This window comes from Mesorhizobium sp. M0139 (assembly GCF_040322455.1).
Classification (GTDB): Bacteria; Pseudomonadota; Alphaproteobacteria; order Rhizobiales; family Rhizobiaceae; genus Mesorhizobium.
Map to the genome: position 1 here is coordinate 107,988 of NZ_JAMYTN010000017.1, position 21,177 is coordinate 129,164.

13 protein-coding genes and 1 pseudogene are annotated in these 21,177 nt (G+C 63.5%); 11 read left to right on the forward strand and 3 right to left on the reverse strand.

The features are described 5' to 3' along the window. Positions 1-24 precede the first annotated feature (24 nt). The 3 genes from NKJ58_RS25930 to NKJ58_RS25940 are packed head-to-tail and all read right to left on the reverse strand — an operon-like array spanning position 25 to position 2,618. The gene (locus NKJ58_RS25930) at positions 25-948 is read right to left on the reverse strand and encodes a carbohydrate kinase family protein (RefSeq protein ID WP_023684582.1); all 924 of its coding nucleotides are present in this window, start codon (positions 946-948) and stop codon (positions 25-27) included. Next, positions 945-1,391 (reverse strand): RbsD/FucU family protein, encoded by a 447-nt coding sequence (locus NKJ58_RS25935; RefSeq protein WP_023687195.1) that lies wholly within the window; start codon positions 1,389-1,391, stop codon positions 945-947. Before NKJ58_RS25935 ends, NKJ58_RS25930 begins: the two co-directional genes overlap by 4 nt. Further along, a complete protein-coding gene (locus tag NKJ58_RS25940; protein WP_023709842.1) occupies positions 1,392-2,618 on the reverse strand; it encodes an ROK family transcriptional regulator in 1,227 nt (408 codons plus the stop codon). Positions 2,619-2,882: 264 nt separating this feature from the next. Between NKJ58_RS25940 and NKJ58_RS25945 the strand changes: the two genes are divergently transcribed. The 11 genes and pseudogenes from NKJ58_RS25945 to NKJ58_RS25995 all read left to right on the forward strand — a co-directional run. Beyond that, positions 2,883-3,860 carry a sugar ABC transporter substrate-binding protein gene (locus tag NKJ58_RS25945; protein ID WP_081725578.1) on the forward strand — a complete coding sequence of 326 codons (978 nt, stop codon included), beginning with the start codon at positions 2,883-2,885 and terminating at the stop codon, positions 3,858-3,860. A gap of 150 nt (positions 3,861-4,010) precedes the next feature. Continuing rightward, positions 4,011-5,072 (forward strand): ABC transporter permease, encoded by a 1,062-nt coding sequence (locus tag NKJ58_RS25950; RefSeq protein ID WP_023670725.1) that lies wholly within the window; start codon positions 4,011-4,013, stop codon positions 5,070-5,072. Then, a complete protein-coding gene (locus NKJ58_RS25955; RefSeq protein WP_023670726.1) occupies positions 5,069-5,851 on the forward strand; it encodes an ATP-binding cassette domain-containing protein in 783 nt (260 codons plus the stop codon). Before NKJ58_RS25950 ends, NKJ58_RS25955 begins: the two co-directional genes overlap by 4 nt. Positions 5,852-5,991: 140 nt before the next feature. Next, positions 5,992-8,454 carry a glycogen/starch/alpha-glucan phosphorylase gene (locus NKJ58_RS25960; protein ID WP_023824222.1) on the forward strand — a complete coding sequence of 821 codons (2,463 nt, stop codon included), beginning with the start codon at positions 5,992-5,994 and terminating at the stop codon, positions 8,452-8,454. A gap of 71 nt (positions 8,455-8,525) precedes the next feature. Continuing rightward, positions 8,526-10,739, forward strand: coding sequence for a 1,4-alpha-glucan branching protein GlgB (glgB, locus tag NKJ58_RS25965; RefSeq protein WP_023833071.1), 2,214 nt, complete (start codon positions 8,526-8,528; stop codon positions 10,737-10,739). 84 nt (positions 10,740-10,823) lie between these two features. After that, positions 10,824-12,089 (forward strand): glucose-1-phosphate adenylyltransferase, encoded by a 1,266-nt coding sequence (glgC, locus tag NKJ58_RS25970; protein ID WP_023670729.1) that lies wholly within the window; start codon positions 10,824-10,826, stop codon positions 12,087-12,089. Positions 12,090-12,108: 19 nt separating this feature from the next. Next, positions 12,109-13,554, forward strand: coding sequence for a glycogen synthase GlgA (gene glgA / locus NKJ58_RS25975; RefSeq protein ID WP_023705469.1), 1,446 nt, complete (start codon positions 12,109-12,111; stop codon positions 13,552-13,554). Positions 13,555-13,557: 3 nt separating this feature from the next. Further along, positions 13,558-15,186, forward strand: coding sequence for an alpha-D-glucose phosphate-specific phosphoglucomutase (locus NKJ58_RS25980; RefSeq protein WP_352520119.1), 1,629 nt, complete (start codon positions 13,558-13,560; stop codon positions 15,184-15,186). Between the two features lie 157 nt (positions 15,187-15,343). Continuing rightward, on the forward strand, positions 15,344-17,344 hold the full coding sequence (gene glgX, locus NKJ58_RS25985; protein ID WP_352514501.1) for a glycogen debranching protein GlgX: 2,001 nt from the start codon (positions 15,344-15,346) through the stop codon (positions 17,342-17,344). Then, complete coding sequence (gene bglA, locus NKJ58_RS25990; RefSeq protein WP_352520117.1) at positions 17,344-18,993, forward strand: beta-galactosidase BglA; 1,650 nt, start codon at positions 17,344-17,346, stop codon at positions 18,991-18,993. The genes glgX and bglA overlap by 1 nt, the downstream gene beginning before the upstream one ends. A gap of 644 nt (positions 18,994-19,637) precedes the next feature. After that, positions 19,638-20,783 (forward strand): annotated as a pseudogene (locus NKJ58_RS25995) (peptide ABC transporter substrate-binding protein); the annotation flags it as partial. Positions 20,784-21,177: the final 394 nt, after the last annotated feature.

The window sequence follows — 21,177 nt, forward strand, 5'->3', positions numbered from 1 at the left end:
GGCTGGCGGCGGACTAAGCGTGGATCAGGCGATTTCGTGCCGCCAGGGCGGGTTGGCGCCGGCCCGCGACACGGTCACCGCCGCCGCTTTGGCGCCGAGCGCCAGCGCCTGACGGATGGCGTCCTCCGAAAGGCCGCCGATCCCGGCCTTGGTGAGCAGGCCTTGCTCGTGCAGCGAGGCCAGAATGCCGGCATTGAAAGTGTCGCCGGCGCCGACCGTGTCTACCACCTCCACCTTATGCGGCATCACCGTGACCTTGTGTTCCCTGCTGTAGCCGACGGCACCTTCGCTGCCGTGGGTAACGACGATCAGCTTCGGGCCGCGATCCAGCCAGTTGCGGATGACGTCCTCATGCGAGCCGGCCTCGCCGAACCAGTGCAGATCCTCATCCGATAGCTTCACGATGTCGGCCATCGCCATCATCGAGCGGATGCGCCGGAGGTGCTTGGCTTTGTCGGGGATGAAGTTCGGCCGGATGTTGGGGTCGAGCATCATGACGCGGCGTTCGTGCTCGCGTTTCATGAATTCTTCGTAGGCAGCACCCGCCGGGTCCGAAATCAGGCTGATGGCGCCAAACAGCATGGCTTCGATCTCGGCGCCCAGTTTCGGCAGATCCTCTGTCGTCAGCATGCGCCCGGCGGTGTTTTCGTCGTAGAAAGTGTAGGTCGCCTGGCCGTTGGTGAGCCGCACGAAGGCGAGCGTGGTCGGGCGAGGGGAGGTGTGCGCATAGGTGGAGCTGACCTTGCTTGCGCCGAGCGCCTCGCGGAACTGGCCGCCGAACAGATCCGACGACAGGCCGGAAAAGAAGCCGGCGGGCGCGCCGAGGCGGCCAAGCGCGATCGCCGTGTTGAACACCGCGCCGCCGACATAGGGCGCAAAGGCCGGCTCTCCCTGTGTCGTGGTGCGCGGCAGCATGTCGATCAGGGCTTCGCCGCAGCAGAGGATCATGATTTCTTGTTCTCCGGCGGATAGATCACGCCCTTGCGGATGATGATGTTGGCATAGAGCCGGGGTTCGCTGGTGGCGACGATCGCATATACCGACCGGACGCGTGCATAGAAGTCGGCGCCCGCCAGCGCAACCACCTTGCGGCCCGGCGCGCGCCTGGTGCAGATCGCCTCGATCTCGAGGTGGACGGGATCGGCGACCGAGGGATCGCCTTTTACCGAGGCACGAAACAGCGCTTCCGGCACGAAGTCGTCCACCGGCAGCACGCTCAAAATGGCGTCAAGCACCGGTATGAGGTGAAGACCGTCGGCGCGGATCAGCCGGTTTGCCTGTTCTTCCGCCGGATAGTTGCCGTCGACAAGCGCGATCTCGTCGCCATGGCCCATGGCGCGCAATGTCGCCAGAAGCTCCGGACCGAGCAGCGACGGAATACCGATCAGCATTCAGGTGCTCCGGGAAATGGTGGTCGAACCGATGAGGAAGCGTTCGGACAGCGGCAGGCTGGCGCCGCCCAGCGCGCGGGCATGGATGCCGACGGTGCCTTCGCGCACCACCGGAAGCTTCAGCCCTTCGCCATCGATCGTACCGATCGCCTGCCTGATCGCATCGACGAGCCGGCGCCGGACAGCGAGCGGCATCCAGCCGTCGATCACCGCGGCCTCGAAATCGATCACCGATGACGCCGATACGATGGCATAGGCCAGCGCCTGAGCGGCATTGGCGATCCAGTCGTCGAGCTCGTGACCGATCTCGCCCCAATCCTCAGGCGACGTCCACAGATGCGAAGCCTCGACGCCGCGTGCGTTAAGCGCCTTTTCCAGCATGGCGATCGAGGCGACGTCGATGAGCTGCGTCGGCTTGCCGTCTGGTCCCGGCACCGGCATCGAACCCAGCGCCCCGGCATTTCCGGTTGGCCCGCCGAACAGCCGGCCGTTGAGCACGATGCCGCCGCCGGCAAAGGCGCCGATATAGAAATAGACGAAGTCGCGCGCCCCGCCGGTCTGGCCGAACACCAGTTCGGCGCCGCAGGCGGAGGTGGCGTCATTCTGCAGATAGACCGGGAATTCGCACTGCGCCTGGATGTCGGCACGGATGTCGCGATGGCGCCATTCGTCCATGATGTCGCGCGGCGCGCCGGCGGTGTCGGCCCAGTTCCACAGTTCGAACGGCATGGCGATGCCGAGCCCGGCAATGCGCTTGTCCTGCGCAGGTGTCAGTTCGGCGCGCATCGTCTTCATGCCTTCGGTGACGAACTCAACCGTCTCGCGCGGCGCCGGATAGCGGTAGGAGTGCTGCAGCATGGAACGCACAGTTCCGAGGAAATCGATCAGCACCAGTTCGGCGCTGCGGCGGCCGATCTTGAGGCCGATGAAGAAGGCGCCTTCGGGGTTCAGCGCCATCGGGATGGAGGGCTGGCCGATCTTGCCGCGCAACGGCGCCTGGCGCAGCAGCAGGCTGTCTTCCTCCAGTTCGCGCATGATGACCGAGACGGTCTGCGCTGAAAGCCCGGTCATGCGCGCAATGTCTGATTTGGCCAAGCTGCCGTGCTGGCGAACCAACGACAGCACCAGCCGCTCATTGTGGTCGCGCATGCCGCTCTGGTTGGTGCCACGGTGGAGACGGCTGGCGGCCGCCTCGGGCGAACCGTGCCTCGCAATGCCGGTCTCCACCCTTGTTCCTTCCCTTGGTTTATTCTTACTGCTTTTGCGGCAGAATGAGTGAACCGCGCAAAGCTGTCAATAATAAATAAGAGTGATTTAATTATTGACAGGCGGCTCCCGCTGGTGTCATTTGAGGGCGCGTCCACACTGGGAGAACTTCAGTGGATGCGCTCAAGATGCCGGTTGGCGGCATCCGCATGGTTCCATGGGAGGAAGATCGTGACCAAAGCTTTATTGAAGTCCACCGTGTTCGCCGCGGCGGGCCTCGGCCTGATGGCGTTTGCTTCGACAGCATCGGCCGCCGGCGTCGGCGCCTGCCTGATCACCAAGACCGACACCAACCCCTTCTTCGTCAAGATGAAGGAGGGCGCGACCGCCAAGGCCAAGGAACTTGGCGTCGACCTCAAGACCTATGCCGGCAAGATCGACGGCGACAGCGAGAGCCAGGTGGCGGCGATCGAAAGCTGCATCGCCGACGGCGCCAAGGGCATCCTGATCACCGCGTCCGACACCAAGGGCATCGTGCCGACGGTGAAGAAGGCGCGTGACGCCGGCCTGCTGGTGATCGCGCTCGATACCCCGCTGGACCCGATCGATGCCGCCGACGCGACCTTCGCGACGGACAATCTGGAAGCCGGCAAGCTGATCGGCGCCTGGGCAGCCGCGACCCTCGGCGACAAGGCCAAGGACGCCAAGATCGGTTTCCTCGACCTGACCCCCTCACAGCCGACCGTGGATGTGCTGCGCGACCAGGGCTTCATGATGGGCTTCGGCATCGACGTGAAGGATCCCAACAAGATCGGCGATGAGGACGATGCCCGCATCGTCGGCCACGACGTCACCAACGGCAATGAAGAAGGCGGCCGCAAGGCGATGGAAAACCTTCTGCAGAAGGACAACTCCATCACCGTCATCCACACCATCAACGAGCCCGCCGCTGTCGGCGCCTACCAGGCGCTCAAGGCGGTCGGTCTCGAAAGCCAGGTGCTGATCGTCTCGGTCGATGGCGGCTGCCCCGGCGTGAAGTCGGTGACCGAAGGCGTCATTGGCGCCACCTCGCAGCAATACCCGCTGCAGATGGCGGCACTCGGCATCGAGGCGATCGCCGCCTTCGCCAAGGACGGCGCCAAGCCGAAGCCGACCGAAGGCAAGAACTTCTTCGACACCGGCGTCAACCTCGTCACCGACAAGCCGGCCAATGGCGTGAAGTCGATCGACACCAAGGAAGGCCTCGCCAAGTGCTGGGGCTGATGGCTGCCTGACAGCCAGCGGCAAGCTGACGGCCGGGGGCTTGATCCCCGGCCGCTTCGGGTGGACGATGCGTCACGCGAATAATCCCGGCAGCAGACCGGACAGGCGCGAGCGGGTATCGGCATGGAGCTGAAGCCCAGGGGAGGAAACATGGCTCAAGCACAGGAATTCGAGAAGGTTCTCTCGAGCAGCGACACAAGCGTTGCCGCCTTTGACGAGCACAAATCGGCCGTCAAGCGCATCCAGCATTTCCTGCACTCCACGCCGGCGGCGGTGCCGCTGATTGTGCTGGTCCTGTCGATCGTAATTTTCGGCATCGCCATTGGCGGGCGTTTCTTCTCATCCTATACGCTGACGCTGATCCTGCAGCAGATCGCCATCGTCGGCATCCTCGGTGCCGCGCAGACACTGGTCATCCTGACCGCCGGCATCGACCTGTCGATCGGCGTGATCATGGTGATTTCGGCCGTGATCATGGGCAATTGCGCGGTCAGCTACGGCATGCCGGCCGTGCTCGCAGTGCCCATCGGGCTTGCCGCCGGCGCAGCCTGCGGCCTGCTTAACGGTTTGCTGGTCGCCTACATGAAGCTGCCGCCGTTCATCGTCACGCTCGGCACCTGGAACATCGTCATGGCGACCAACTTCATCTATTCGGCCAACGAGACGATCCGCGATACCGACGTCGACGCCCAGGCGCCGCTGCTGCATCTCTTTGCCCTGAGTTTCAAGATCGGCACGGCGGTGCTGACACTGGGCGTCATCGCCACGGTCGTGCTCGTTTTGATCCTCTGGTACGTGCTCAATCACACCGCCTGGGGCCGCCATGTCTACGCCGTTGGTGATGATCAGGAGGCGGCGAAGCTGTCTGGCATCCAGACCAAGAAGGTGTTGATGACGGTCTACACCCTTGCCGGGTTGATCGCAGCTTTCGCTGCCTGGGTTTCCATCGGCCGCAACGGCTCGATCTCACCGTCAGCCGCCGTCACCGACTACAACCTGCAGGCGATAACTGCGACGGTGATCGGCGGCATTTCACTGTTCGGCGGGCGCGGCTCAATTCTGGGCACGCTTTTCGGCGCGATGATCGTCGGTGTCGTCTCGATGGGCCTCAACATGCTGGGCGCCGATCCGCAATGGAAGGTGCTGCTCACCGGTGTGCTGATCATCGGCGCCGTGGCGATCGACCAATGGATCAGAAAGGTTTCGGCATGACCGTGGAACCCATCCTCACCGCGCGCGGCCTGATCAAGCGCTATGGCCGTGTCACCGCCCTCGACAATGCCGACTTCGACCTCTACCCCGGCGAAATCCTGGCCGTCATCGGAGACAATGGCGCCGGCAAATCATCGCTGATCAAGGCGATTTCCGGCGCCGCCGTGCCCGACGAAGGCGAGATCCGTCTTGAAGGCAAGGCTGTCGCTTTTAAATCGCCCATGGAGGCGCGCGAGGCGGGCATCGAGACGGTCTACCAAAACCTGGCTTTATCGCCGGCCCTGTCGATCGCCGACAACATGTTCCTCGGCCGCGAGATCCGCAAACCCGGCTTCCTCGGCGACTGGCTTCGCATGCTGGACCGGCCGGCAATGGAAAAGCGCGCCCGCGACAAGCTGACCGAGCTTGGCCTGATGACCATCCAGAACATCAGCCAGGCGGTGGAGACGCTGTCGGGTGGCCAGCGTCAGGGCGTGGCGGTGGCGCGCGCCGCCGCTTTCGGCAGCCGTGTGGTGATCATGGATGAGCCGACCGCGGCACTCGGCGTCAAGGAGAGCCGCCGCGTGCTGGAACTGATCCTCGACGTCAAGAAACGAGGCCTGCCGATCGTGCTGATCTCGCACAACATGCCGCATGTCTTCGAGGTTGCCGACCGCATCCATATCCATCGGCTGGGTCGCCGCCTCTGCGTCATCGATCCCAAGCAATATACCATGTCCGACGCCGTCGCCTTCATGACGGGAGCGAAGGTTCCGCCGGAGGCTGCACTCGCTGCCTGATCCGCTCGACGGATAAATTGCCGCAGGGGAACTGGCGGCATGCTGGTCTAAATCGATTGAACGTATGTTGCGATGCACTAGGATAGGCTGGGACTGAGAGCGAAAGCCGGTATGATCGCAGCACGATCACGAGAGGCAGTATGACGCGAACAATGACAGCCAAAGCCCCCGATCTCGAAATACCCGATCCCAAGACGCTGGCCGACGAAGTCTTGCTGGCTCTCAAATACCGGGTCGGCAAAGGCACCTCCGTTGCCACGCAATATGATTGGCTGACAGCCTCGATCAAGGTCGTGCGCGACCGCATCGTCGATCACTGGATGCAGGCGACGCAGGAGGCCTACGCCCAGCAGGAAAAGCGCGTCTATTACCTGTCGCTCGAATTCCTCATCGGCCGGCTTATGCGCGATGCCTTCTCCAATCTCGGCCTGATGGACAATATGCGAGAAGCGCTCAAGTCGCTGGGCGTCGACCTCGACCTCATCGCCGGGCTCGAACCGGATGCAGCGCTCGGCAATGGCGGTCTCGGCCGGCTCGCCGCCTGCTTCATGGAAAGCATGGCGACCGTCGACATTCCCGCGCATGGCTACGGCATTCGCTACGCCAACGGCATGTTCCGCCAGGAGATCCATGATGGCTGGCAGGTCGAACTGCCCGAAACCTGGCTCGACCACGGCAACCCTTGGGAGTTCGAGCGGCGGGAGCGTGCCTTCGAGGTCGGCTTCGGCGGCTCGGTGGAATCGATCACCTCCAAGGATGGCCGGCTGGAACGTCACGTCTGGAAGCCGACCGAGCATGTCCAGGCCGTCGCCTACGACACCCCGGTGGTTGGCTGGCGCGCCAACCGCGTCAACACGCTGCGGCTTTGGTCCGGCATGCCGGTCGATCCGATCCTGCTCGACAAGTTCAACGCCGGCGACCACATCGGCGCGCTGGCCGAAAGCAACAAGGCCGATGCCTTGTCGCGCGTGCTTTACCCCGCCGATTCCCACAAGGCCGGCCAGGAACTGCGACTGCGGCAGGAATATTTCTTCTCCACCGCGTCGCTGCAGGACATCGTCCAGCGCCATCTCAGCCAGTATGGCGATCTGGCCTCGCTGCCCGACAAGGCGGCGATCCATCTCAATGACACCCATCCGGCGATCGCCGTGCCAGAGCTGATGCGCCTGCTGATGGACGTCCATGGCATGGATTTCGACCAGGCCTGGGACATCACCAAGCGCACCTTCGGCTACACCAACCACACGCTGCTGCCAGAAGCGCTGGAAAGCTGGCCGGTGCCGCTGTTCGAACGGCTTTTGCCGCGCCACATGCAGATCGTCTACGCCATCAATGCGCAGGTTTTGCTTGAGGCCCGCGCCACCAACCAGTTTTCCAATGAGCAGATCAGCCGCATCTCGCTGATCCAGGAAAATGGCGACCGCCGCGTGCGCATGGGTAACCTGGCCTTTGTCGGCTCGCACTCGATCAATGGCGTGTCGGCGTTGCACACCGAACTGATGAAGGAGACGGTGTTTGCCGATCTCCACAAGCTCTATCCCGATCGCATCAACAACAAGACCAACGGCATCACGCCACGGCGCTGGCTGATCCAGTGCAATCCAGGCCTCACCGCGCTCGCCCGCGCGGCGATCGGGGACCGTTTCCTCGACGACATCGACGCCATAAAGGGGCTCGAAGCCTTTGCCGGCGACGCCGCCTTCCGCGACAAGTTCGCCGCCGTCAAGCGCTCCAACAAGGTCAAGCTCGCCAATCTGGTCGCCGACCGGCTCGGCATCAAGCTCGACCCGTCGGCGCTGTTCGACATTCAGGTCAAGCGCATCCACGAATACAAGCGCCAGCTGCTCAACATCTTGGAAGCTATCGCGCTCTACGACCAGATCCGCTCGCATCCCGAGCTGGACTGGATGCCACGCGTCAAATTTTTCGGCGGCAAAGCGGCGCCCAGCTACCACAATGCCAAGCTGATCATCAAACTGGCCAACGACGTCGCCAAGGTCATCAACAGCGACCCGTCGGTGCGCGGGCTGCTGAAAGTGGTGTTCGTGCCGAACTACAATGTCAGCCTGGCCGAGGTGATGATGCCGGCCGCCGACCTGTCCGAGCAGATTTCGACTGCCGGCATGGAGGCGTCGGGCACCGGCAACATGAAGTTCGCGCTGAACGGCGCCTTGACCATCGGCACGCTCGACGGCGCCAATGTCGAGATCAAGGAATGCGTCGGCGACGACAACATCTTCATCTTCGGCCTGAGCACGGCGGAAGTCGCCGAGCGGCGCAGCAATGGCTACAACCCGCGCGCCGTGATCGAGGGCTCCCCTGAATTGGCGCAGGCTGTTGCCGCAGTATCGTCGGGCGTGTTCTCGCCCGACCAGCCGGATCGCTACCGCGAGCTGGTCGACGGTCTCTACAACAGCGACTGGTTCATGGTGGCGGCGGATTTCGACGCCTATGCCGCCGCCCAGCGCGATGTCGACGCCGTCTGGCGCAACAGCCCCGACTGGTACGCGCGTGCGATCCGCAACGTTGCCCGCGTCGGCTGGTTCTCTTCCGATCGCACGATCCGCCAATATGCGAAAGAAATCTGGAACGTGCCCGCCTGATATGATTGCATGAGGCCACGAGCAACGGGTCTTGTACACAAGAACTGGTTCCCAGGGAGGGACACCGCCTGATGAAGAAACCGCGCGCGACCGCGACGACGAGCGGGTCGGACGGGCTGGCGTCAGCCGGCGATGTCGCCGCAATTGTTGCAGGCACGCATGGCGATCCTTTTGCAATCCTGGGCGTGCATGATGCCGGCAAGAGCCTGGTTGCCCGCTGCTTCGTCCCCAATGCCGAGTTCGTCACCGCATACACGCTGGCCGGCAAGAACGCCGGCGAACTCACGCGGCGCGACGACGCCGGTTTCTTCGAAGGCAGACTGTCGATCAAGAAGCGTCAGCCGCTGCGCTATCACGCCAAAAATGCCGGCGGCGACTGGTGGCTGACCGATCCCTATTCCTTCGGCCCGGTGCTCGGCCCGATGGACGACTACTATATCGCGCAAGGGTCGCACCTCAGGCTGTTCGACAAGCTCGGCGCCCATCTCCTCGACCATGAAGGCGCGTCGGGCGTCCATTTCGCCGTCTGGGCGCCCAATGCAAGGCGCGTCTCCGTGGTCGGCGACTTCAACGAATGGGACGGCCGCCGCCATACGATGCGCGACCGCCGCGACACCGGCATCTGGGAACTGTTCATTCCCGATATCGGCGCCGGCCACCCCTATAAATACGAGATCATTGCCCCCGACGGCGTGCGCCTGCCGCTCAAGGCCGATCCGTTCGCCTTCAAGTCTGAATTACGCCCGGCCACAGCATCGGTGACGGCGGTGCCCCCGGCGCATGAATGGGGGGACGAAGCGCATCGCGCTTACTGGCGAAAGGCCGATCCGCGGCGGGAAGCCATATCGATCTACGAGGTCCATGCCGGTTCGTGGCAGCAGCACGATGATGGCAGCTTCCTGTCATGGGACGAACTCGCCAACCAGCTCATCCCCTATGCTGTCGAGACTGGCTTCACCCACATCGAGTTCCTGCCGATCTCCGAACATCCCTATGACCCGTCATGGGGTTATCAGACAACCGGACTTTATGCCCCCTCGGCGCGCTTCGGCGACCCCGACGGCTTCGCCCGTTTCGTCGACGGTGCGCACCGCGCCGGCGTCGGCGTCATCCTCGACTGGGTGCCGGCGCATTTCCCGGTCGACGCGCATGGCCTCGCCAATTTCGACGGCACCGCACTCTACGAGCATGCCGATCCGCGCAAGGGTTTTCATCCCGACTGGAACACCGCGATCTATAATTTCGGCCGCCGCGAGGTGGTGTCGTTCCTCGTCAACAACGCGCTGTTCTGGGCCGAGAAATACCATGTCGACGGTTTGCGCGTCGATGCGGTGGCCTCGATGCTCTACCTCGATTATTCGCGCAAGGCCGGCGAATGGATCCCCAACGAGAAGGGCGGCCGCGAAAACCTCGAAGCGGTGTCCTTCCTGCAGAAGATGAACAAGGAGGTCTACGGCCACCATCCCGGCGTGATGACCATCGCCGAGGAATCGACCTCATGGCCGAAGGTCTCGGCGCCGGTGCATGAAGGCGGGCTGGGCTTCGGCTTCAAATGGAACATGGGCTTCATGCACGACACGCTGGAGTATTTCGCCAAGGAGCCGATCTTCCGCAAGCACCACCACAACGACCTGACGTTCGGATTGACCTACGCTTTCTCCGAGAATTTCGTGCTGCCGCTGTCCCATGACGAGGTCGTGCACGGCAAGGGCACGCTGCTCGGCAAGATGGCCGGCGACGACTGGCAGAAGTTCGCGACCTTGCGCGCCTTTTACGCCTTCATGTGGGGGTATCCCGGCAAGAAGCTGTTGTTCATGGGCCAGGAATTCGCCCAGCGCCGCGAGTGGAGCGAGGCGCGCGCGCTCGACTGGAACCTGCTCGACTTCCACCCGCATCGCGGCGTCTGGCAGACGGTGCGCGACCTCAACTATCTCTATCGCTCGCGCCCAGCGCTGCATGCACGCGACTGCGAGCCGGACGGCTTCTCCTGGCTGATCGTCGACGACAAGGAAAATTCGGTCTTCGCCTGGCTGCGCAGCGCGCCCGGCGGCAACCCGATCGCCGTCATTTCCAACTTCACGCCAGTGCCGCGCGACAATTATCGCGTGCCATTGCCCAAGGTCGGCAAATGGCGCGAAATCATCAACACCGACGCTTCGGACTACGGTGGTTCGGGCAAGGGCAATGGCGGTGTGGTCGAAGCCAGGGCGGAAGGAGGAGGCATTTCGGCAACGATGCTTTTGCCGCCGCTGTCGACGATCATGCTTGAACTCGTTGCGGACTAGGTCCGTCAACTCGTTTCGGATTAGGTCCGTCGACTCGTTGCGGACCGGGCGATGCTCCAGACTGGTAATTTGGGAGGGTAAAAAATGGCAGACTTGAAGAGAACCCAGCCGCTGGCGCGCGATGCCATGGCCTATGTGCTGGCCGGCGGCCGCGGCAGCCGGCTCAAGGAATTGACCGACCGCCGCGCCAAGCCGGCTGTCTATTTCGGCGGCAAGACGCGCATCATCGATTTCGCGCTGTCCAATGCGCTGAATTCCGGCATTCGCCGCCTCGGTGTCGCCACCCAGTACAAGGCGCATTCGCTGATCCGCCACCTGCAGCGCGGCTGGAACTTCCTGCGCCCGGAGCGAAACGAAAGCTTCGACATCCTCCCGGCCTCCCAGCGTGTCTCGGAAACCCAGTGGTATGAAGGCACCGCCGACGCCGTCTACCAGAACATCGACATCATCGAGGCCTATGGGCCCGAATACATGGTCATCCTGGCCGGCGACCATATCTACAAGATGGACTACGAGTTGATGCTGCGCCAGCACGTCGATGCCAATGCCGACGTCACCGTCGGTTGCCTCGAAGTGCCGCGCATGGAAGCGACCGGCTTCGGTGTCATGCATGTCGACGGCAAGGACAACATCATCGCCTTCGTCGAAAAGCCCGCCGACCCGCCCGGCATTCCCGACAAGCCGGAATTCGCGCTGGCCTCCATGGGCATCTATGTCTTCAAGACCAAGTTCCTGATGGAACAGCTGCGCCGCGATGCGGCCGAGCCAGGCTCCAGCCGCGACTTCGGCAAGGACATCATCCCCTACATCGTCCAGCACGGTAAGGCGATCGCGCATCGCTTCGCCAAATCCTGCGTGCGCTCGACGGCCGAGAACGAGGCCTATTGGCGCGATGTCGGCACGGTCGACGCCTACTGGGAAGCCAATATCGACCTGACCGACATTACCCCCGAACTCGACCTCTACGACCGTGACTGGCCGATCTGGACCTATGCCGAATTGAAGCCGCCGGCAAAGTTCGTGCATGACGAGGATGGCCGGCGCGGTTCGGCCGTGTCCTCGCTGGTCTCAGGCGATTGCATCGTCTCGGGTGCTTCGCTGAAGCGCAGCCTGATCTTCACCGGCGCGCGCATCAACTCCTATTCGACGCTGGAAGAGGTCGTCATGCTGCCCGACGTTCATGTCGGCCGGAACGCAAAGTTGAAGCGCGTCGTCATCGACCACGGTGTAAGGATACCGGAAGGGCTGGTGGTTGGCGAAGACCCTGTTCTCGACGCCAAGCGTTTCCGGGTTTCGGAAAAGGGCATCTGCCTGGTCACGCAGGACATGATCGACAAGCTGAAGCTGTAAGACGGGATACCATAGACGCATGCAGGTTCTGTCGGTCACGCCCGAAATATTCCCGCTGGTCAAGACCGGCGGACTTGCCGATGTGACCGGCGCATTGCCGATCGCGCTGGCCGCTAAGGGCGTGACCATGCGCACGCTCATCCCTGGCTTTCCCCAGGTGATGGACGCCTTCAAGAAAAAGAAAGCCGTCTACCAATATCCGCTGCTGCAGGGCGGCAAGGCTTCGGTCCATGCCGTCAAGATCGCCGGGCTCGACCTGTTCGTGCTCGACGCGCCGCATCTCTACGACCGTCCGGGCGGCCCCTACGGCAATGCGGCGGGCGCCGATTGGCCCGACAATTGGCGGCGTTTTGCTGCGCTGAGCCAGGTCGGCGGCGATATCGCCGGCGGCGCCATCTCCGGCTACCAGCCCGACCTGGTGCACGCCCATGACTGGCAGTCGGCGATGACGCTGGCTTACATGCGCTACGGCAAGGCGGTCGGCGTACCGTCGCTGATCACCGTTCACAACCTTGCCTTCCAGGGTCAGTTCGGCGCCGGCATTTTTGGCGAGCTCGGCTTGCCGGCCGCGGCGATGGCGCTCGACGGCGTCGAATATTATGGCGGCGTCGGCTTCCTCAAGGCCGGCCTGCAGGCGGCCTGGGCGATCACCACGGTGAGCCCCACCTATGCCCAGGAAATCCGCTCGCCGGAATTCGGCATGGGCCTCGACGGCCTCATCAACATGCGCTCTTCCGACCTCTACGGCATCGTCAACGGCATCGACACCGACATCTGGAACCCGGAGACCGACAAGCATCTGGTGTCGGCCTACTCCGCCGCGACGCTGAAGGCTCGCCTTCCCAACCGGGCGGTTGTCGAGGACCGCTTCAGCCTCGAGCGCGACGACAGTCCGATCGTCTGCGTCGTCAGCCGGCTGACCTGGCAGAAGGGCATGGACATACTGGCGGCTGTGGTCGACGGCGTCGTCGCCACCGGCGCGCGGCTGGCGATCCTTGGCTCAGGCGACGCCGGCCTGGAAGGCGCGCTGCTGGCTGCCACCGCCCGCCATCGCGGCCGTGTCGGCGTCGTCGTCGGCTATGACGAGGGGCTTTCCCACACCATGCAGGGCGGCTGCGACGCCATCGTCATCCCGTCGCGCTTCGAGCCTTGCGGGCTGACCCAGCTTTACGGCCTGCGCTATGGCTGCGTGCCGGTCGTCGCCCGCACCGGCGGCCTTGCCGACACCATCATCGACGCCAATGAAGCAGCGATCTCGGCCGGTGTCGCCACCGGCTTCCAGTTCGCGCCCAACAATGGCGGCGCCATGCTGCACGCCATCCGCCGGCTGGTCGATGCGCATTCGAGCCCGGCCGTCTGGGAACAGATCCAGCGCCAGGGCATGAAGGCCGATGTCTCCTGGGACAAGAGCGCCGACAAATACGTTGAACTCTACCGCCTGCTGCTTTCGAAAAGGGTTGCCTGAAGCATGATCCGGACCGTCGCCACCAAACCCTATCTCGACCAGAAACCCGGCACGTCCGGCCTGCGCAAGAAGGTGCCTGTCTTTCAGCAGGGGCACTATGCCGAGAACTTCATCCAGTCGATCTTCGACGCGCTGGAGGGCTTTGAGGGCAAGACGCTGGTGATCGGCGGCGACGGCCGCTTCTACAACCGCGAGGTCATCCAGAAGGCCATCGCCATGGCGGCGGCCAACGGCTTCGGCAAGGTGATGGTCGGGCAGGGCGGCATATTGTCGACGCCGGCGGCGTCGCATGTCATCCGCAAATACAAGACCTTCGGCGGCATCATCCTGTCGGCCAGTCACAATCCGGGCGGCCCGCACGAGGATTTCGGCATCAAGTACAATGCCGGCAATGGCGGCCCGGCGCCGGAAAAGCTGACCGACGCGATCTTCGAAAAGACCAAGACGATTTCGAGCTTCAAGACGGTTGACATCGACCAGATCGACATTGACAAGATCGGCACGGTGACCGCCGGCGGCATGGCGGTCGAGATTATCGACCCGGTCACCGACTATGCCGAATTGATGGAGAGCCTGTTCGACTTCGACGCCATCCGCGCCAATTTCAAATACGGCTTCCGCATGCGCTTCGACGCCATGCATGCGGTCACCGGCCCGTATGCCAAGGAAATCCTCGAGCGCCGGCTCGGCGCGGAGAATGGCACCTGCCGCAACTACAAGCCGCTGCCGGATTTCGGCGGCCATCACCCGGATCCGAACCTGGTCCACGCCAAGCATCTCTATGACGAGATGATGGGACCGGATGCGCCCGATTTCGGCGCCGCTTCCGACGGCGACGGCGACCGCAATCTCATCATCGGCAAGGGCATTTTCGTCACCCCGTCGGATTCGGTGGCCATGCTTGCCGCCAATGCGCAATTGGCGCCGGGCTACAAGGACGGCCTCAAAGGCATCGCCCGCTCGATGCCGACCAGCGGCGCTGCCGACCGCGTCGCCGAACAGCTCGGCATCGGCATCTACGAAACGCCGACCGGTTGGAAGTTCTTCGGCAATCTGCTCGATGCCGGCATGGCAACGATCTGCGGCGAGGAAAGCGCCGGCACCGGCTCGAACCATGTCCGTGAAAAGGACGGGCTGTGGGCGGTGCTGTTGTGGCTGAACATCCTGGCCGTGCGCGGCGAAAGCTGCAAGGACGTCGTCACCGAACATTGGGCGACCTACGGCCGCAATTACTATTCACGTCATGACTATGAGGAGGTCGAAACCGAGCGCGCCAACGCCCTGGTCGACGAGTTGCGCGCCAAGCTCGCTTCGCTGCCCGGCACCAGCGTGCGCGGCCTGAAGATCGCCAATGCCGACGACTTCGCCTATCACGATCCCGTCGACGGTTCGGTGAGCAAGAACCAGGGCATCCGCATCCTGTTCGAAGGCGGCTCGCGTGTCGTGTTTCGTTTGTCCGGCACCGGCACGTCGGGTGCTACGCTGCGCGTCTACATCGAGCGCTACGAGCCGGACAGAGCGCGGCATGATCTCGACACGCAAGAGGCGCTCGCTGACCTGATCGCGGCTGCCGATGATATCGCCGGGATCAAGAGCCACACCGGGCGCAACAAGCCGAGCGTGATTACTTGAGGGTGGTGACGTCTTTACCCTCCCCCTTGTGGGGAGGGTCGATCCGCGCAGCGGATCGGGTTGGGGGTGCTCGTAAAGCGCTTTCCCCGCGCCGACCCCCACCCCGCTCACTTCGTTCGCGACCCTCCCCACAAGGGGGAGAGTGGAGGATGCGCCGATGACCCAGCTCGGCGCAACCGTCACTCCCGAAGGCATCCGCTTCGCCGCCTGGTCGTCATCCGCGCGGCGCCTGTGGGTGTCGATCTTCGACGACACCGGCGCCCGTGAAATCGACCGGCTCGAACTTCAGCCGGAAAGCGAGGGCGTCCATGCGCTGTTCGTCGCCGGCCTTGCCGCGGGTACGCGCTACGGCTTTCGCGCCGACGGCGAATATGCGCCGGAGCGCGGGCTGTGGTTCGATCCCGACAAGCTGCTCACTGATCCCTACGCCGTCGAGATAGACCGGCCCTACCAGCATCATTGGCGGCTTGCCGCCCGGCGCAACGAAGGCGCCGACACCGCGCCACTGATGCCGAAGACCATCGCGCGGGCTCAACCGAAGCCGCTGCCGGCCAAGCCGCCTTTGTTCCAGCCAGGCGGCCTGATCTACGAACTGAACGTCCGCTCCTTCACCAGGCTGCATCCGGACGTGCCCGAAGCGCAGCGCGGCACCATTGCAGCCCTTGCCCATCCGGCTATCGTCGAACATCTCAAGAAGATCGGCGTCTCCGCCGTTGAGCTGATGCCCGTGACGGCATGGGTCGATGAGCGCCATTTGCCGCCGCTGGGCCTCAGCAATGCCTGGGGCTACAACCCAGTCACCTTCATGGCGCTCGACCCGCGCCTGGCGCCCGGCGGCCTCGCCGAGTTGCGCGATACTGTGGGGGTGCTGCGCAGGGTTGGCATTGGCACCATCCTCGATCTCGTCTTCAATCATACCGGCGAAAGTGACCGGCTCGGGCCGACGCTGTCGCTGCGCGGCCTCGACAATCAAGCCTACTACCGCAGCGAGCCGGACGGCAGGTTGGCCAACGATACCGGCACCGGCAATACCATCGCCTGCGACCATCCGGTCGTTCGTGACATGGTACTCGACACGCTGCGCCATTTCGTCCGCCAAGCCGGCGTCGACGGTTTCCGCTTCGACCTGGCGCCGGTCCTCGGTCGCGTCGATGGCGCATTCGATCCGGCAGCCCCGTTGCTCGAAACCATCGCAACCGATCCCATCCTTGCCGACAGGGTGCTGATCGCCGAGCCCTGGGACATCGGCCCGAATGGCTATCAGCTCGGCAATTTCCGGCCGCCTTACCTCGAATGGAACGACCGCTACCGCGACGACGTCAGGCGCTTCTGGCGCGGCGATGCCGGCACGGTCGGTGCGCTGGCGACAAGGCTCGCCGGCTCCTCCGATGTGTTCGGCAGGGAGGGCCAATCCGCCAGCCGCACGGTCAACTTCATCGCCGCGCACGATGGCATGACGCTGGCCGATATCGTCGCTTATGAAGCCAAGCACAACCAAGCCAATGGCGAGAAGAACCGCGACGGCCACAATGAGAACCTGTCCTGGAACAACGGCGTCGAGGGCGAAACCTCGGACAAGGCGATTGCCGAGGCCCGTTCCCATGATCGCTTCGCGCTGCTCGCCACTCTGTTTGCCTCGCGCGGCACCATCATGCTGACGGCGGGCGATGAATTCGGCCGCACGCAAGGGGGCAACAACAACGCCTATGCGCAGGACAACGCCATCACCTGGCTCGACTGGGCCGGGCGCGACGTCGGGCTGGAAGCCCATGTGTCCGCGCTCGCAGCTCTGCGCGGCGCGGTGCCGGCGCTTTCCGATACGCGCTTCCTGACCGGAGAGCCGCCGCCCGGTTCTGAAACGCCCGACGTCGCCTGGCTGACCGAGACCGGCGCGCCGCTCGGCGAAGCCGACTGGAACGATGGCTCGCGCCATCGCCTCGTCATGCTGCTCGGCGATGGCGGGGAAGGCCGCCTGGCTGTGATCGTCAATGGCGATCGCCGCCAATGCGTCTTCACGCTGCCCGCGCGGCAAGGGTTTGAATGGCAGCCGGCTGTTGAAGCGCAAGCGGTCGACCTCGCGTGGCCGCTGCCCGGCCGCAGTGTCAGTTTCATGATCGAGCGCCGGACCGCAAAGGCCCGCGCCAGGAAGGGTCCGTGATGGCCGACGACAATGCCCAGCCGGGACCCGAACAGAGCGCCGACTGGTGGCGCGGCTGCGTCATCTACCAGATCTATCCTCGCTCCTTCCAGGACACCACCGGCGACGGCAGCGGCGACCTCTCAGGCATCACCTCACGGCTGGCGCACGTCGCCTCGCTCGGCGTCGACGCCGTCTGGCTGTCGCCCTTCTTCAAATCGCCAATGGCCGATATGGGCTACGACGTCTCCGACTATCAGGCGGTCGATCCGATGTTCGGCACGCTCGACGACTTTGACGCGCTGGTTGCCGAGGCGCACAGGCTCGGCCTGAAGGTGATCATCGATCAGGTGTTGTCGCACTCCTCCGACAAGCACGAATGGTTTGTAGAGAGCCGTGCCAGCAAGGATAATCCCAAGGCTGACTGGTATGTCTGGGCCGACACCAGGCCGGACGGCAACGCGCCCAACAACTGGCTGTCGGTCTTCGGCGGCCCGGCCTGGGAGTGGGACGCGACCCGCCGGCAATACTACATGCACAATTTCCTCGCCTCGCAGCCGGACCTCAACTTCCACAATCCTGAGGTTCAAGACGCGTTGTTGCAGACGGTGCGGTTCTGGCTCGAGCGCGGCGTCGACGGCTTCCGCCTGGATACGGTCAACTACTATGTCCACGACCGCTGGCTGCGCAGCAATCCGCCGCTGGCGTCGAGCGTCGCCGGCACCAACGGCGAAACCAACACCTATCTCTTCCAGGAGCATCTGTTCGACAAGACGCAACCGGAAAACCTCGGTTTCCTCAGGCGCTTCCGCGCTTTGCTCGACGAATATGACGGCCGCGCCAGTGTCGGCGAGGTCGGCGACGAAGGCCGTTCGCTGCAGACGCTGGCCGCCTACACATCCGGCGGCGACAAGCTCAACATGTGCTACACCTTCGACCTGCTCGGTCAGCAATTCTCAGCCGCCCATGTGCGCGGCTGCGTCGAGGCCTTCGAGGCAGCTGTCGCCGACGGCTGGGTCTGCTGGGCATTCTCCAACCACGATGTCGTGCGCCATGTCAGCCGCTGGACGCGGCCGGGCGGCGATCCAGATGCGGTGGCGACATTCGCTATCGCTTTGCTCTCCTGCCTGCGGGGCTCGATCTGTCTCTACCAAGGCGAAGAGCTTGGGCTGGAGGAGGCGGAACTGACCTTCGAGGATCTGCGCGATCCCGTCGGCATCCGTTTCTGGCCGGGGGTCAAAGGCAGGGACGGCTGCCGCACACCGATGGTCTGGGAGGCGGGCGCCGACAATGCCGGTTTTTCCTCGGGAAAACCCTGGCTGCCGGTGCCGGAAAGCCACCGCGCTCGGGCGGTCGATATCCAGAACGCCGACGACAAGTCCGTGCTCGCCGGCTACCGGACGATGCTCGCCTTGCGCAAGGCGCACTTGGCGCTGGTCAAGGGCCCGATCCGCTTTCTCGATACCGAGGGCGATGTCCTTGCCTTCATCCGGCAGGGCGAGGACGAGACATTGCTCTGCGTCTTCAATTTCGCCGACAAGCCGGCCGACTGGCCACTGCCGCCGGATCTCCAGCCTGTCGAGGCGATCGCTCTGGGTGGCGGTGCCGTCCTGCAGGAGGAGGGGCTGTCGCTGCAGGCCCTGGGCTGGTTTGTCGGCAAGGTAGGCTGATCTTTCAGGGACGCCGTCCGGCGTCAACAAAGATCGTGTCCGCATGCAACCATGCCGAGTGATCCGTGCAACGCCACCGGCGCCACGTTTTTCATTTTCGGGCTTCTTCGGTACTTTCGTCGAGCTTGGCCACGAACGGCATTCCTGAAATGTTTCCAGATGGTTGCGCTAATGACAACTGCTGAGGGCAAAACCCAAAGTTACAGGACAACCACAAGTTGCATCCAATTGGACCTTGTAATATAGATTAGCTATGGCTGGTTTAGGGTGAGGATGCTCACTTAGCGTCAAGCAAGACTCGGTTGAAATAATATTTCCGTCTGTCTAGTCTCCTGCCACCAGCTGCCGGAACGGGAACCGGCGGCGCGCTCGAAGGGGCCAGAAATCGGTTCCGGGGCGTCAACACTCGTAAGGCGCAGCCGATGGGCAGCGCCACAGGGAGAGACTTCATGCTGAAAAATATGCTGAAGGCGACGCTTGTCGCCGCGACCATGACCTTTGCCGCAGGCACGTTCCTGACGCCGGTCCTTGCCGAGACCGTCTATAACAGAGGCAGCGCCGCCGAAGCGGAGACGGTCGATCCGCACAAGACCTCGACCGTCTACGAAGCCGATATCATACGCGACCTGTTCCAGGGACTGGTCATGCACGATCAGAAGACGAACCTCATCCCGGGCGCCGCCGAAAGCTGGACGGTATCTGATGACGGCACCGTCTACACCTTCAAGCTGCGCAAGGACGGCTTGTGGTCGGATGGCAGCCCGGTGACGGCGGACGACTTCGTCTATTCCTTCCGTAGGCTGGAGGATCCGGCGACCGCCGCCGAATACGCTTCCATGCTCTATCCCGTGAAGAACGCCGAGGAAGTCAACACCAAGAAAGGCAAGCCCGAGGACATGGGCGTCAAGGCGATCGACGCCAACACCCTGGAAGTGACGCTGAAGGCGCCGACGCCATACTTCCTGGAGATGCTGACCCACCAGGCTACCTACCCGGTCAACAAGGCCTCGATCGACAAGCTCGGCGCCGACTGGATCAAGGCGGGCAATCTCGTTTCGAACGGCGCCTATACATTGGCCGAGTGGATTCCCAACGACCACATGAAGCTGGTCAAGAATCCGAAATTCTGGGATGCCGCGACCGTCAAGATGGACGTCGTCAACTACATCCCGACCGAAGACCGCTCTTCGGCGATGAAGCGCTTCGAGGCCGGCGAACTCGACAGCTACGGCGACCTGCCGACCGAACAGCTCGCTGACCTCAAGACCAAGTTCGGCGATCAGGTCCGCGTCGGACCGTATCTCGGCACCTATTATTACGCGATCAAGACCGACAAGGCGCCCTGGGACAATGTCGAGCTGCGCAACGCCATCTCGATGGCTATCGACCGCGACTTCCTGGCCGAAAAGGTCTGGCAGAATTCCATGCTGCCTGGCTATTCGATGGTGCCTCCGGGCATCGCCGGCTACACGCCGGCAATGGCCAAATACGCCGACATGCCGCAGATCGACCGCGAGGACGCCGCCAAGAAGATCCTTGAGAAACTCGGCTATACGCCCGAGCATCCGCTGAAGATGGAGATCCGCTACAACACCTCGGAAAACCACAAGAACACCGCGGTTGCCATCCAGGAACAGTTGAAGCCGCTTGGCGTCGAGATCACGCTGCTCAACACCGATACCAAGACCCACTATTCCTTCCTCGAGCAGAAGGGCAACTACGACGTGGCGCGTGCCGCCTGGATCGCCGACTACAAGGATCCCGAGACCTTCCTCGGCATCACCCGCAAGGCCAGCGGCAACAACTATTCGAACTACGTCAGCCCGGCATATGAGGCGGCCATGGACAAGGCCGCGGCTGCCGGCGGCAAGCCGGAAGAGCGCATGAAGGACCTCACTGAGGCCGAGCGCATCCTTGTCGATGACGTCGGCAACATTCCGCTTCTCTACTACAGCTTCCACGATATCGTCTCCTCGAAGCTGCATGGCTTCGATGACAATGTGATGGACATCCATCCGTCCCGCTTCGTCTCCAAGGACTGATAATCATCCTTGACTGGACCGCCGGGCCCCCCGGTGGGGGGGGGGGGGGGGGGGGGAGAGGACCCGGGCGGGAAGGGGGGGGGGTGGTGGGGGCGGCCCGGGGGGGGGGGTTGGGGGGGGGGGGGGGGGGGGGGGGGGGGGG

What these genes read in the sequence shown, in the direction of transcription:
- NKJ58_RS25930 (WP_023684582.1), bottom strand. Translation starts at nt 948, where the DNA reads ATGATCCTCTGCTGCGGCGAAGCCCTGATCGACATGCTGCCGCGCACC.
- NKJ58_RS25935 (WP_023687195.1), bottom strand. Translation starts at nt 1,391, where the DNA reads ATGCTGATCGGTATTCCGTCGCTGCTCGGTCCGGAGCTTCTGGCGACA.
- NKJ58_RS25945 (WP_081725578.1), top strand. Translation starts at nt 2,883, where the DNA reads ATGGCGTTTGCTTCGACAGCATCGGCCGCCGGCGTCGGCGCCTGCCTG.
- NKJ58_RS25950 (WP_023670725.1), top strand. Translation starts at nt 4,011, where the DNA reads ATGGCTCAAGCACAGGAATTCGAGAAGGTTCTCTCGAGCAGCGACACA.
- NKJ58_RS25955 (WP_023670726.1), top strand. Translation starts at nt 5,069, where the DNA reads ATGACCGTGGAACCCATCCTCACCGCGCGCGGCCTGATCAAGCGCTAT.
- NKJ58_RS25960 (WP_023824222.1), top strand. Translation starts at nt 5,992, where the DNA reads ATGACGCGAACAATGACAGCCAAAGCCCCCGATCTCGAAATACCCGAT.
- glgB (WP_023833071.1), top strand. Translation starts at nt 8,526, where the DNA reads ATGAAGAAACCGCGCGCGACCGCGACGACGAGCGGGTCGGACGGGCTG.
- glgC (WP_023670729.1), top strand. Translation starts at nt 10,824, where the DNA reads ATGGCAGACTTGAAGAGAACCCAGCCGCTGGCGCGCGATGCCATGGCC.
- glgA (WP_023705469.1), top strand. Translation starts at nt 12,109, where the DNA reads ATGCAGGTTCTGTCGGTCACGCCCGAAATATTCCCGCTGGTCAAGACC.
- NKJ58_RS25980 (WP_352520119.1), top strand. Translation starts at nt 13,558, where the DNA reads ATGATCCGGACCGTCGCCACCAAACCCTATCTCGACCAGAAACCCGGC.
- glgX (WP_352514501.1), top strand. Translation starts at nt 15,344, where the DNA reads ATGACCCAGCTCGGCGCAACCGTCACTCCCGAAGGCATCCGCTTCGCC.
- bglA (WP_352520117.1), top strand. Translation starts at nt 17,344, where the DNA reads ATGGCCGACGACAATGCCCAGCCGGGACCCGAACAGAGCGCCGACTGG.